Source organism: Pseudoalteromonas sp. A22, assembly GCF_018141345.1.
GTDB classification, from domain to species: domain Bacteria; phylum Pseudomonadota; class Gammaproteobacteria; order Enterobacterales; family Alteromonadaceae; genus Pseudoalteromonas; species Pseudoalteromonas maricaloris.
This window is the reverse complement of record NZ_CP047238.1, coordinates 2,869,334-2,882,958: the sequence shown is the minus strand read 5'-3', so window position 1 is coordinate 2,882,958 and position 13,625 is coordinate 2,869,334. Positions and strand designations below refer to the sequence as shown.

The following is a 13,625-nucleotide window of genomic DNA, read 5'->3' as shown; positions in this document are numbered from 1 at the left end:
TGTATTATTTGTTGATTATATTTTGTGTTTTAGATTTGTGATTTTTTAGCTGAAAGTAAGTGTGGTTTTTTATCCTTTTTATGTGGTTTTATTTTCTAAAAAATGTCCGGTTTTTAACTTTGCCACATCACTTACTTTTTTGTTTAAAATCTTTGTTTTATGTGGCTTTATAGATGGCGTTGAACGATGAGATTGGGGTGTGTAGGCTAGGTGAATTAAAATTCACCAAAATTTTAGTTGTAGAAATTTGCATAATATTGATTTAGTTCAGGTGTTATGAAGTAATAGAAGCGCTAGGACTATTTAGACTTCATACCTTTTATCTCGTTGCCTAGTCATTTCATCAAGTACCATTTGGATCATCTGTTGTTTTATATCAGCATGCTGTGATTTAAGTTCGTCAAGTTGTTGGGTTAAAATCTCAATTTCTTTTTCTGTTTCATTATCGCGATACTGTTTTGCGCCGGTATGCTCATATCTCAGGATATCTTCTTGTGTTGTTGGGATATCAGCATCACTTACCGTGGATACTTTTATGGCCCGTTGTAGAGGTGTTTTTTTTAACTCGCTAATAAGCTGTTGTAAATGTTGGATTTGCTCTTTCATTAGGGCTTCTGACTGTTCTAACATTTCATATTGTTGCTTAAAATTAGGGTTGTTACCTTTGTATTTCTTTGCCTTTTTATCCATAAACTCAGTCAGTATGGTTTCAGGTTCAGGTTCAGGTTTTGCTTCCGTTTTCTCTGTGGAGTTACTTGTGGCAGTGGATGTTTCGTTGTTTGCGTTTAGTGCGTCGGCAAAGTGATGTGGCTTCATTTGAATTTCCATAACGTTATCCTTGTTATCTCTATTTCTAACTGTATCGGAGTATTTTCTGATTTCTTTAGCTGTTTGGTTAATCCCCGCTAAGCTAACAAGGTTGGATATAAGGAGCCAGTGAAATGAAGGTATGGTTGGTTATTAGTATTTTGTTTTTTAGCAGCAACAGCTTAGCTAAATGTGAAGAGCAAGTATTTAGACAGTTTGATTTTTGGCTTGGAGATTGGTCGGTAACTAGCGTAGGAGGCCTTGAGTCTGGACATAATCGCATTACCCGCGAGTATGATGGCTGTGTCATTAAAGAAAGTTATACCACGGAACTTGGGTATCGTGGTGAGAGTATAAATATTTATGATGCATCCACTCATCGTTGGCATCAAACTTGGGTGGATAATAGTGGGCTGTTGTTACAGTTGGATGGTGAGTTTCATGAAGGGAAAATGGTATTACAAGGAGATAGGATAAATGCAGCAGGTATTAAGGTGACGGATAAGATAACATGGACTGCGAATCCAGATGGTACGGTACGTCAAGTTTGGCAGAGTAAGCAAGGGGCCGAAAAGTGGCAAATAGTATTTGATGGATTGTACAAAAAGGAGACTGAAAAATGAGAAAACTGATTATTAGCTTTATGTGGTTTGTTAGCAGTATTTGCTACGCACAGTCGGAAACGATCACACAGCAAGCGCTGATGGTAAATCAGATGTCTGCAGATGCTTACACTATAGTGGACGTACGAAGCCCTGAAGAGTTTGCCGCAGGACATATCAAAGGGGCAATAAACATTCCCTTTAACGAGATTGAGACGCATCAGGAAGAACTGACTAGATTGACTGATACACCACTCGTTGTGTACTGCCGCTCAGGGCGTAGGGCAGGCATATTTATTGAGGCACTGGCGCCAAAAGGCTACACCTTAAAACACCTAGAAGGTGATATGAATAAGTGGCTTGCAGAGTCTTTACCTGTGGTGAAAAAGTAGGGGCTCCCTACTTTTTGAGTAAATAGCAGAGGGTAAAAGGCAAAACTCAATAGGGTCTGGTCGCTGGCACGTTTGAATAGCACTTAAAATATCTTCATATAACTAAAAAAGGGACTTGAAAGAAGTGTTAATATAAATGATAATCACTATCGTTTTCAAAATGAAGTTAATTTAGGGAAAAACGATGCGCTCTTCATCTCCACGTACACTACACCATTATTTAAAACTCTCTCTTTGCGCCACTTTTGTGCTGCTCTCAGTACACGGCAATGCACATGCCGCTGAAGTTGCCGATGATACGCTAGCAGCCGATGCTGCGGGTGACGGCAGGGCTCAAGAACTAGAGCATATTTATGTGACTGGCACGAGTGTAAAAAATTACACAGAGTCTGCGAACAAAGCAGCATTAAAAATGATTTTATCACAGCGTGAAACGCCTCAAGCGGTAACCGTTATCACAAATCAAATGATGCAAGATTGGCAAACGGTTAACATTGATGAGATCTTGGAACATGCAACGGGCTTTTATGCAAAGCGTGGAGCCAGTCTCGATAGGACACGTTTTTCTGTACGTGGCGGTGATGTCAATTTAATCCAAATAGACGGTGTGCAACAGTTTCCTGGTGGCCGAAGACCAAATGTAAATGGGGATGCGGTTGCTTACGAGCGCGTGGAGATTGTACGTGGTGCAAATGGTTTATTAACTGGCGTTGGTGACCCAACTGCGACCGTAAACTTAGTAAGAAAACGTGCAACAAGCGATGAATTTAAGGGCAGTGTGGCGGTTTCGGCCGGTAGTTGGGATAATTACCGCGCAGAGGTGGATGTGGCGAGCGGGTTAAACCAAGAAGGCAGTATTCGCGGCCGCTTTGTTGCTGCACATTATGAAAGAGATTCTTATATTGAGCGTTATAGCCAAGAGAAGACGTCAATCTACTCTACTATTGAGGCAGATCTGACCGACTACACCTTATTACGACTCGGTGTGGAATATGCTGATACCGCTTCAAAAGGGGCGATAAATAGCCACTCTCAGCCTTACTTTTACGCTGATGGCAGTCGCTATCAGGGACGCCGTGGTGACACCGGGATGACGGCAAAATGGAGTAGCTGGCCAATTGAAGAATACACCTATTTTGTTGGGCTTGATCACGCGTTTGAAAACGATTGGCAACTTCATGCCATCGCGACTTACAATACCATTGAGATGCAAGGTGGGCAGCTGTTTTTCGTCTATCCTGATGGGCCTATCAACCCAGATGGTAGCAGCGATAATGGATTCGGTTACAGTGCTGTAATAAGTAGCTCCGAAGATGAACAAAAGACAATAGACTTGTCACTCCAAGGCCCAGTAGAGCTATTTGGTCGTACGCACGATGTTATTTTCAGCTACAACCAATTCAAGCGAGAGCGTACGTCATTTGGTAATGAAGCAGACCAAACCACGATTTCATTAGGAGGATTAAATTTTCACGATTGGACTGGTGACGTGCCGCGCTATCCGTTTAAAGATTTAGGTCGTGATAGTTTGACGGTAACAGACTCTAATGGTGGATTTGTGGCCGTGCGTGTTAACCCGCATGATGATGTTAAACTTATTGTTGGTGCTAGGATCACCAATTGGGAGTACGATATTGACCTTTATGATCCTAACAACGGTAAGTTTCTTCGTAACCGCTATCATGAAAAGGTGGATACAGAAGTTACGCCTTATGCCGGAGTCGTGGTTGATATTAATGAACAATATAGTGTTTATGCAAGCTACACAGAAGCATTTCAGCCGCAAGCCTATTTTGATATCAATGATAAAATGCTCGACCCAAGCACAGGCGAAAGCTATGAGCTAGGGGTAAAAGGTGAGTTACTTGATGACACCTTGAACTTTACGGCGGCGGTGTATCGCAATGTTGAAAATGGACTTGCGATTGCCGATCCAAATTACCCAGACAGCTATCTAACTCCGCAGGGCAATAGGCCATATATTCAGCGCGGTGAAGGCGATACGACAGAAGGCTTTGAAGTTGAATTTACGGGCTCTATCAATGAGCAGTGGAATATCAGCTTAGGGCTGTCAAAACACAAAACTGAATCAAAAGATGGCAAAGAGCTGTTAACGGATCAGCCCAAAGAGCTGATCAACCTGTATACCACCTATGACTTTAGCGAGTTTGTTGACGGCTTTACTGCGGGGCTTGGAATTAATTGGCAAGGTAGCTTTTATGCAATACCACAAAAGCCATTGCCGGGCGGCGGTAGCGAGGCGTATAAGATCACACAATCTTCCGGTGCGTTACTTAATTTAATGGCAAGATATGAAGTGAGTGAACAACTTAGTGTGTCGCTTAACTTCAACAATCTACTGGATGAAAGTTACTACAACAGTATTTCATCTTGGGACGGCTACGTAATGCACGGCGAACCGTTCAATTGGCAATTAGGGATGCGCTATAGCTTTTAGTGAGTCAACCTAAGCTTGGGTGACGTAAGCTTGAAATACGGAATGCACCGCCGAAGCGGTGCATTTTTTTGCCTCAAATTCTTTGCTTCAAATCTTTTGCCTCAAAATAATAAGCAAATTGGCATTAGATTTTGCATTGTTCCGCAACTTCGTTATTATATAAAGCATATATGATATGTATATGGTTTATATAAATGGGTATCGTAAAAATTTCAGATGAACTACACGATGAGATCCGTGAAGCAAGCACTGTGATGTCGCGCTCAATCAATTCACAGGCTGAGTTCTGGATTAAAATTGGGCGACTTGCCGAGCGCAATCCAACGCTTACGTTTACAGAGATCATTACGGCAGAGATGACGCGAGTGAAGTCACAACAGCCAAAAGGAAATTGAGATGCAAGAGGTTACCTTCAAAACCGCTGATGAGATCCAATTGATGCGCGAAAGTGGGCGATTGCTTACGCAGGTGTTTGACTACATTGATAGTTGGATTGAACCCGGAATTTCTACGCTAGAGATTAATGATAAAGTGCACAACTTTATTGTTGATGAGCTTAAAGCGCGTCCTGCCAGCCTTGGTCAATATGGTTATCAGTTCGTCCTCAATAGCTCTGTAAACGAGGTTGTGTGCCATGGTGTGCCGAGTAAATCACAAATCTTAAAGTCTTCAGATATTGTAAACATCGATATTACGCTTGAGAAAAATGGCTTTATCAGCGACTCCAGCAAAATGTACGTGATGCCTGACGCATTACTCCCAGCCAAAAAGTTAGTGGCAACGACTTATCAAGCGATGTGGGCTGGAATAAAAATAGTTAAACCTGGAGCAAAGCTTGGGGATATCGGTGCGGCTGTACAACAAGTGGCGGAAAAAGCCGGTTACACTGTGGTACGTGAGTATTGTGGTCATGGGATAGGTAGAGAAATGCATGAAGCGCCAAATGTATTGCACTATGGCAATGCAAATACCGGGATGACGCTAAAACCTGGGATGACCTTTACCATTGAGCCGATGATCAATCAGGGAAGCGCAAAAATTAAAACCAAAAAAGATGGCTGGACTGTGGTAACCCGAGATAAAAAGCTATCTGCGCAGTGGGAGCATACGGTGCTGGTAACAGATGACGGTGTTGAGGTGTTAACCCTAAGAGCGGAAGAAGCGTAAGCAGTGCTGTACTTACGCTTTTTTTAACATCAAGTGGGTATAACGACCTAGAGACGCATAGGGCTCTTGGCGATTGTATTTAAGCTCTAAGGCGAGCAAAGCATCAAAATCTTCATCCGCCTTACTCAACTCCCTCAAATAGTCATGAAAACAGCGAACACCGGTTTTTTGCATAACGCTGAGTTTTGCCTCATCAAGCCAAGTTGCCATATCAGTTTGGCTAATTGGTTTATTGGGACTGAGACCTACTTTTTGCTTTACCTTAAGGCCTTTTTGCACATAGTCGAAGTTACCGTACACCATATTGGCCATCAGATGCGCCTCATGGTTGAAATACATTAGCGAAAGCAAGCCAGTTTCGCTTAGTTGCGACTTTAGCAGCATAAGCGCACTTTGTTGCTCAACCAGCCATTCAAGCACCGCATGGCACAATACTAAGTCGAATTGTCCCAAGTTCAGCGTATCGAGCGCTTGCAGGGGCGCGTGGATAAAATGAAGCTGGTCACTCAGTCCGGCTTCATGCGCGCGCGTTTTGGCAAGTTCAAGCATCTCTTCTGAAATATCAATCACAGTGACATGGTGGCCAAGCGATGCTAGAAAGAGCGCCAATTGCCCTTGTCCGCCGCCAACATCTAATATGCGTTTGCCACGTGATTGCGTTAACCAGTCAACTTGTGCGCTTAAGTCGCGCTTGAGCACCGCTTCTCTGATTTTACCTTTATTGGTGCCATAGATATTGTTTTTAAACTTGTGAGTTAGTTCAGCAAAGTTTCTATCTGTCGGTGCCGGTTTTTGTTGCTGCTTTTTTCTAGCCATATGCAAGATCACTTAATTAAGCAAAGTGCTATTAAACCGGGTTGTCGATATCAATAAATTCAACATCCAAACCATATTGCGCAGCCAAATATTCACCAAGTGCCTTCGCGCCGTAACGCTCTGTGGCATGATGTCCCGCTGCGATAAAGTGGATCTGTTGCTCGTTAGATGAATGAATGGTTTGCTCTGATGCTTCACCCGTTAAGTAGGCATCAATGCCTTGGCTTGCCGCGAGATCGATAAAGCTTTGCCCACCACCTGTACACCAAGCGATGGTGCTGATCGGGTGATCGCCTGCAACATTTAAGAGCGGCTTTCTACCGAGTTTCTCTGCAACTAAAGCGGCAAAATCAACAGCAGTCATTGGCGTCGTTAATTTACCTTTTACCGCTACGCTATTTTTATTCCAAGGTTCAAGCGGTCTTTCATATTCAAGCCCAAGTAGCTTACCGAGCTGTGCGTTATTCCCGAGTTCAGGGTGAACATCCAGTGGGAGGTGGTATGAGATTAAGTTGATGTCATTGGCAAGCAGGGCTTGTAGTCGGCGCTTTTTCATGCCAGTGACACACTGATCTTCCCCTTTCCAAAAATAGCCGTGGTGAACCAAAATGGCATCTGCACCGCGTTCAATAGCGGCATCAATTAAAGCTTGGCTTGCGGTAACACCCGTGACGATTTTTTGGATTTCGTCTTTTCCTTCTACTTGCAGACCATTTGGACAGTAATCGTTAATTTGAAATGGCTTCAGTAATTCCGTTAATTGATTCACTAATTTGGTTCGTTTCATAACACCCCCTAACTCTCAGATAGCGCTAGTTTAACTGGTTTTACGATAGATCAAAAAGGGAGATTACACCGATAGATGCGTGCAATATGAAGGAATAAAGGCAAACAGCTCGGATCTGATTGTTCTTTTATTCGAAATAAAAATAAATTACTGTATATCTTTAGTTCTTTATTATTAGTAAAGGTAAATATATGTTTAAGTATGCAGTGTTTCTGCTGCTTTTGTGTACGTTTTACGTTCAAGCAGAACTGAATGAAGAGGGTTTTGAGTCTCTTCGGCTGCAAATTAGAGAACAATATACCGTTGACCCTAAAGTTGCGCTTCAGCTCACTGAGCAAGCCTTAAATACTAGCCGTTTGAGTGCAGACCAAAAAATCAAAATCCTGAATTACAAAGCTTGGTTTCAAATGGAGCTGAATCAATTTTCGGCTGCTATGCGCACGACAAATGAAATCAAACGACTGATAAGTGGCGCTCAAGATAAATCACTGATTTATGCTTACTATAATTTGTCGGGGGGAGTTTATTCTAAACTAGGACTGTATGAGCTTGCTTTGGTGCAGTACAAGGATGCATTGATTGTTGCGGAGCAACGAGGCGACGACATGGTATACCAAACAAAAAGTAATATTGCTGACGTTTATTTTTTGCTCGGCCAATATGATGTCGCGTTAGATTATTATAATGAGTATTTGCACTTTCTGAATTCAAACAAAGATGAGCTGTCATTATCATTGCTTTACAACAATATTGCTAAAGTCTACATAGCTAAAAGTGAATATGATAATGCTACAAAATTTATTGATAAAGCACAGCAAATTCAAAAGAGTAGTAAGTCTGACTACCATCTAGCGTATTCGTCACAGTTCCGAGGAAAAGTCGCGCTTGCTAGAGGGCAACTAGGTGCTGCATCGGCCTATTTCAGGAAAGCTATCATGACTTTTCAACGGCTAGGGAATATTCGCGAAGTCAATGATGTTAAGCTCGATTTAATTACCTTGGATATCAAACAAGGAGATATCTCGGAAGCTAAAAAGTTGGCAGAAGAAGTCTTGGATTCGACAGTGCAAACAAACAGTAAAAATAAACAGGCAAGCGCTTTGTCGGTGCTAGCGAAAATAGCCGAGTTACAAGGGGACAGTAAATATGCATTGGCTTTAACGCAGGAATTAAGCCGAGTGGAAAGAGATATCTATGCTCAGCAGCGCAATATTACCTTATCTCGTGCTTCTTACGAACTTGAGATGGTTGAGAAAGAATTAGAGATTGAGTCGCTTAAACGAGTGCATGCGGTTCATGCAGCAGAGGCAAGCGCACAACAAAAGTGGCTGTTGAGTATTATCATCTTCATGTTGATTTATGCCATATCAACTATCGTAGTGATCCAAATAATTCGACGTCGAAATGGCAAGCTACGGACCACACTAAAAGAGTTAACCAATACGCAAGAAATGCTCGTTGAAGCGGAGAAAATGTCGTCACTAGCTGGATTGGTTTCAGGGATGGCGCATCATCTCAATACACCTATAGGCTTAGTGATCACCGCAAACTCTTCCCTTAATGGCTCGCTACGCGACGTTCAAGATAAATTTGAACAAAAAACCCTGTCGCCTAGTCAACTTAACCACTTTATAGGAGATGCTTTAGTGGCATCAGATATTGTTGACCGTAGTGCCAATCGCCTCAATGCCACAGTCGAGCGATTTAAAGCAATTAATACCTCAATTGGTAGTGCAGAACTTAAAACGATAGAATTATCAGACTTTTTAAATTTACACATTCGTGAGATGCTGATCCGCACAGCGCCAAACGCTAAGTTAATGTTGGATAATGATAGCCTTGAGGTACAAACCTATCCCAATATCTTGCTTGAGGTATTGAAGGAGTTTATGCACAACTCAGTGCAACACGGATTTATCGACAATCATATAGAAGACCAACCTCTTATTACCATCCGTGTGAATGAATACGATGATGCATGGCAGCTAAGCTATAAAGATAATGGCCGAGGCCTGCCTGATCATAATACAGAGCAAGTGTTTAATCCCTTTTTTAGTACAAATCTAGCGGCGCAATTAGGACTTGGCTTAACCATTGTATTTAACAGTGTGAGCCATGTGCTTCAGGGCAGTATTAAGGCATATTCAGATGATAAAGGGGTGGAGTTTTTGTTGACCTTACCCAAGCAGCTAAAAAATGGTAGGCGCAAAGCTGTGAAAAATTAATTCAACCACTTTCGGAAGCTGTGATGCTTTTAAAAATGAGCCGCTCGTCCATGAGTGAGCTCATTGGGCTAGTAACGGGTTTGTTATTCAGGGTTTGTCACCTCGACGTCTTGTCCTGTTTGTAGACGCTCTGCGCCGCGAACCGCGACTTTATCACCGGGATGTAAGATATCGCTGGTGCGGGGAGTAATTTCAACCCATTGGCCTTTGCCATTGCCGACGGTGACAGGAATTTGTTCGGCTTTATTTTGCTCATCTATTTTGACGATATGGGTGCCTTGCTTACGTAATATTAAGGAGTCCCGGTCAACTAGCAATACGGCTTGTTTGCTGGTGAGCGGCACTGCCACATCAACTAATTGACCAATTGCCCACGTATGGGTTTGATCTGCTGCAAGTGTTGCACGCACTTCAACGGTTTGTGAGCGCGGATCGGTTGAGGGGATCACCGCTGTGACTTTTGCTGACGTATTATCTGGCTGCGATAAGTCACCAGAACGGATTGGCAGCGCTATGCCTTTTTGCAAAAACTTTAAGTATTTAACGGGCACATATAAGCGAACCTCAAGATGATGGATATCTAATATAGTAAGCAGTTCATCGGCGCGGTTTATTTCTCGTCCCGCGCGCTTAAAACGTTCACTGATAACGCCATCAAATGGTGCACGGACCGTTGCGCGAGATAACTTATCGTCAATAACCCTAAGTTCGACTTCCGCTAAGGCGATATCCGACAGCGCTAGGTCATGTTTATTTTGCATTTCATCGACTTGACTCTCTGCCGCACTACTGGTTTTTGCGAGCTTCTTTAATCGAGTCAATTCTTGTTGATATAAGCGTAAATTGATCTTGGCTCGATTTAATAATTCGGCTTGGCGGGCCTTATCGAGTTCCAGCGGGAGTGTATCCATACGTACTAAGATTTCGTCTTTTGCGACGCTGGTACCGGGTTCGGCTACGTACAACAAACGGCCACTAACCCCAGCGGTCAGCGTCACATCGTCTTTCCCATAAAGTGTGCCACTAACTTCAATTTCGCTCGTGAGAGGGGCTTTTGTCACTTCAGCGACGGTGACTGGCACGACGGCGAAGGCTTGTGGCGCAACGATCCCAGCACAAAGTGCTAGGGCCTGAAGTGTCTGTTTTATCGGGTTTTTCATTCTGTTCTCACTACTTACTGATTGGCAACTAGGCTGAGCGGGGCTTTGGCCGTTGATTTGTTTGTTTCGGATGGCGGAGTTTGCCGCCCCAGTTGCAATAAACTTGGCATCAACACTAAGGTAAATAATGCACTGATAGCCATGCCACCGACGATGACGGTCGCAAGGCCGCGGTAGATTTCTGAGCCGACGCCTGGCATGAGCATGAGTGGCAGCATGCCAAACAGACTGGTTAAGGTGCTCAAGTAAACGGGTCTTGCTCTTAGTAACACCGCTTGTCTGACCGATTCTTCACGGCTCATGCCTGATGCCATCGCAACGCGAGTCTGATCCACCAGCAAAATGGCGTTATTTACGACCAGTCCAAGCAAGATGATAAAACCTATCATGGTCAGTAAATCCAAGGACTGGAAGGTAAAGAGGTTTAAGATATACAGAGCCAGCACGCCACCTGCGATAGCCAGTGGCATCACTAACAATACCAAGGCGCTGTCTTTGGCGGACTTGAACAGCGCGGTCATTAACAAAAATAAAATGAACAATGCGAGGACAAAATTCAACGCCATTTCTTCCATTGCGGAATTCATCTTTTGCGCATTCCCCGCCAAAATAGCACCAGCACTGGCCGGCAGGCTTGCGCGCACTTTTGGCATTACCTGTTCACTCAAGATGGTTTGCACTTGCTGCAGGCTCATATCAACCGGAGGCGTGACAACAATGCTGACCGTACGGCGACCGTTCACACGCCGCAGTTGCGTCGGGCCAACTGTACGTTCTATATTTGCCAACTCGCCGAGAGTTTGAATTCCTGACTGAGGTGTTACGATGGGCAAGGCTTTTAGTTCCTCAGGGCTTTGCCAAGGGATACCACGAAGGATAACATTCATGCGCTCGTTACCATCAAAATACTCATTGACGAATAATCCACCGGTATAAGCTTGTACCGCTTGAGACACATCTCGACGCGTGAATCCCGCTTGGGTGATCCTGCGATCGTTAGGCGTTAATCTAAGCTCTGGCTCTGCCATATCCAATCGCGGCTGAGGTCTGGCAGTTGCCTCTGGTAGCGCGGTTTGTACTGCCTGCAAAGCCACTTGAGCTGCTGAGATTAAGTCGTCCATATTGGGACCTGTGAGGTCAATATTGATATCGCGACCATCGCCGCCATTGGCGACTTGGATCATCGAGCCGCGAAAGAAAAACACTTGAGTATCGGGAAGGTCAACGAAGATTTCTTCTCTGGCCACTTTCATCAGTTCTTCAACACGTTGAGGGTCGGCTGAATAGATAAAGCCGCCAGCATTAGAGCCAAACGCATAGAAATTAAAGTCTTTAATACCTGGTTCTTTTTCGCCTTGGTAATAGGGCATTAAGCGTTTTTTCACGCGCAGCAGCAATTCTTCTTCCATAAACTGCACATTGCCACCAGGTGGTGTCACTAGGTTAAAGAAAAAGCCATCGGTGGGGGCTCTTGGCATAAAGTCAGTTTTTGGCAGCATGGTCATGGTTGCAACCACCGAGCCACCCAGTAATACGCCAATCCAAGTAAGTTGCTTTACTCTGTTATTGGTCAACTTCATGATGAAATTGGTGAGTTTTTGCCAGTATTGATGATAAGGATCTGGTTTTAGTTCAGAGTCTGGCCACAAATGGTTTGCCAGTGGAATAAGGGTAATAGCACACAACATTGACGCAATAACGGCAATCGAGAGTGTCAGTGCTAAATCTGAGAATAGCTGTCCCTCAATACCCGCCATAAAGAGAATAGGTAAAAAGATGGCGACGCTGGTGGTTGTCGAAGCAAATAATGCTCCGGTCACTTGGGCCGCTCCTTTTAAGGCGGCTTTTTTGTTATCGAATCCTTCTGCTCTTAAGCGTGAGATATTCTCCTGAACTATGATAGCGGCGTCTAGTACAAGGCCTACTGCAAATGCTAACCCCGCCAACGAGATCACATTCAGACTGCGGTCAAAGATATTCAGTGCGAGAAAGGCGACCATCAATGAAATGGGGATTGTAGCTGCAATCACCAAAGTTGCTTTTAAGCCTCTAAAAAATAGCCACAGAATTAGACAAGATAAGAGTACCCCAAGGCCTAAATTACTTTTTACTAAAGAAAGTGCATTACGAATGTGGACGGAGGCATCAAAGCTGAGCTCAATCGACAAGCCATTCTCAGCCAGCGGCCCTTGGTTTAATTCATCAATTGCAAGGTTGATTTCATCAAGTAAGGCAACGGTATTTGCCTCGTTGGCCCGTGAGATCCGAATATAGTAGGCTGGTTTACCATTGCGGCCACTCATGCCTAAACGGTCTGAGAAGGTGCGTTCCACACTCGCGATATCACCTAAGTAGATTGGCCTGTCTCCTGAATAGCCGATACGCATTTGGGCCATACTGGAAAGGTCGTATTGGCCGGTGAATCGCACGGTATACTGACGACGTCCAACGTTGGCGAGACCTCCAGAGGTATCGCGAGAGCTCGCAAGTACATTACTGATTTGATCTAAACTAATACCAAGCGCGGCGGCTTTGTGCGGATCGAAAGTAATACGCAGCTCTTTTGGCCGCTCGCTCGCTAGATCGACACGTGCCACGCCGGGAATACGTGCAAGTCTTGGTTCAATAAACTCATCGATTTGCTTTTGAAACTGCGCCATATCAAAGTCGAGACTATTTGATTGATAGTCTTTGGGCGTGACCAGCAAAGTGGCTGCTGCTTCACCGTTATTACCGCCGGCGAATACGACTGGGTCTAGGGCATCAAGTGGCAACGGCGGAGCCTGATTTAAGCTTGTTAGCACATCTAGCATCGCTTGTTGCATATTCGCACCCACCGCAAATGTTAGCGTAATAGAGCCATTACCACGATTGATGTTGGTATTAACTTCAAGTGCGCCAGGTGTGTTTTTTACCGCATTTTCTAGCGGTTCGATGATCACCGATTCTATTTCTTCTGGAGCGGCTTGGCGCCATCCCGAGAAAATCGTGATCTGTGGTTGCTCAATATCTGGCGTCAACTGAATGGGCAGTTTAAATATACTTAACAGCCCAAATAAAATAATCAACACCAAGATGACAATTACACTCGCTGGATTTTTTAGCGAACTGCGTGTCACGTTCATTTGGTATATTCCAATCTTGCTTTTTCTGCATTGTAGTGGGATGTAAAAAAAGTGCCAGTAAGGTGAAATTCACGTTTGCTAAAGTT

At 44.0% G+C, this 13,625-nt stretch carries 11 protein-coding genes; 6 read left to right on the top strand and 5 right to left on the bottom strand.

The window, feature by feature from the left end:
- Positions 1-303: 303 nt before the first annotated feature.
- Entirely contained in the window at positions 304-828 is a 525-nt protein-coding gene (locus GSF04_RS17815; RefSeq protein ID WP_211858151.1) for a hypothetical protein, read from the bottom strand.
- A gap of 113 nt (positions 829-941) precedes the next feature.
- On the opposite strand from GSF04_RS17815, the gene GSF04_RS17810 reads away from it, so the two are divergent.
- The 5 genes from GSF04_RS17810 (at position 942) to map (ending at position 5,426) form a co-directional block, all read left to right on the top strand.
- Positions 942-1,430 carry a hypothetical protein gene (locus GSF04_RS17810; RefSeq protein WP_211858149.1) on the top strand — a complete coding sequence of 163 codons (489 nt, stop codon included), beginning with the start codon at positions 942-944 and terminating at the stop codon, positions 1,428-1,430.
- Positions 1,427-1,801: a rhodanese-like domain-containing protein gene (locus GSF04_RS17805; protein WP_211858147.1), complete on the top strand. Its 375-nt coding sequence runs from the start codon at positions 1,427-1,429 to the stop codon at positions 1,799-1,801. Before GSF04_RS17810 ends, GSF04_RS17805 begins: the two co-directional genes overlap by 4 nt.
- A gap of 184 nt (positions 1,802-1,985) precedes the next feature.
- The gene (locus GSF04_RS17800) at positions 1,986-4,259 is read left to right on the top strand and encodes a TonB-dependent siderophore receptor (protein ID WP_211858145.1); all 2,274 of its coding nucleotides are present in this window, start codon (positions 1,986-1,988) and stop codon (positions 4,257-4,259) included.
- A 194-nt stretch (positions 4,260-4,453) separates the two neighbouring features.
- Positions 4,454-4,654 (top strand): ParD-like family protein, encoded by a 201-nt coding sequence (locus GSF04_RS17795; protein WP_010606564.1) that lies wholly within the window; start codon positions 4,454-4,456, stop codon positions 4,652-4,654.
- Position 4,655: 1 nt separating this feature from the next.
- A complete protein-coding gene (gene map, locus GSF04_RS17790; protein ID WP_211858144.1) occupies positions 4,656-5,426 on the top strand; it encodes a type I methionyl aminopeptidase in 771 nt (256 codons plus the stop codon).
- 12 nt (positions 5,427-5,438) lie between these two features.
- Here the strand turns inward: map and GSF04_RS17785 are convergent, their stop codons facing one another.
- Both GSF04_RS17785 and GSF04_RS17780 read right to left on the bottom strand, forming a co-directional pair.
- Positions 5,439-6,242 carry a methyltransferase domain-containing protein gene (locus GSF04_RS17785; RefSeq protein ID WP_211858142.1) on the bottom strand — a complete coding sequence of 268 codons (804 nt, stop codon included), beginning with the start codon at positions 6,240-6,242 and terminating at the stop codon, positions 5,439-5,441.
- A gap of 31 nt (positions 6,243-6,273) precedes the next feature.
- The gene (locus tag GSF04_RS17780; RefSeq protein ID WP_211858137.1) at positions 6,274-7,029 is read right to left on the bottom strand and encodes a Nif3-like dinuclear metal center hexameric protein; all 756 of its coding nucleotides are present in this window, start codon (positions 7,027-7,029) and stop codon (positions 6,274-6,276) included.
- Positions 7,030-7,220: 191 nt separating this feature from the next.
- Here GSF04_RS17780 and GSF04_RS17775 point away from each other — a divergent pair, with 191 nt between their 5' ends.
- Positions 7,221-9,254 carry a tetratricopeptide repeat protein gene (locus GSF04_RS17775; protein ID WP_211858135.1) on the top strand — a complete coding sequence of 678 codons (2,034 nt, stop codon included), beginning with the start codon at positions 7,221-7,223 and terminating at the stop codon, positions 9,252-9,254.
- Positions 9,255-9,337: 83 nt separating this feature from the next.
- Here GSF04_RS17775 and GSF04_RS17770 read toward each other — a convergent pair whose 3' ends face one another.
- Together GSF04_RS17770 and GSF04_RS17765 are read right to left on the bottom strand one after the other, a co-directional pair.
- Positions 9,338-10,414 carry an efflux RND transporter periplasmic adaptor subunit gene (locus GSF04_RS17770; RefSeq protein WP_211858133.1) on the bottom strand — a complete coding sequence of 359 codons (1,077 nt, stop codon included), beginning with the start codon at positions 10,412-10,414 and terminating at the stop codon, positions 9,338-9,340.
- Between the two features lie 14 nt (positions 10,415-10,428).
- Positions 10,429-13,539: an efflux RND transporter permease subunit gene (locus tag GSF04_RS17765; protein WP_211858131.1), complete on the bottom strand. Its 3,111-nt coding sequence runs from the start codon at positions 13,537-13,539 to the stop codon at positions 10,429-10,431.
- Positions 13,540-13,625: the final 86 nt, after the last annotated feature.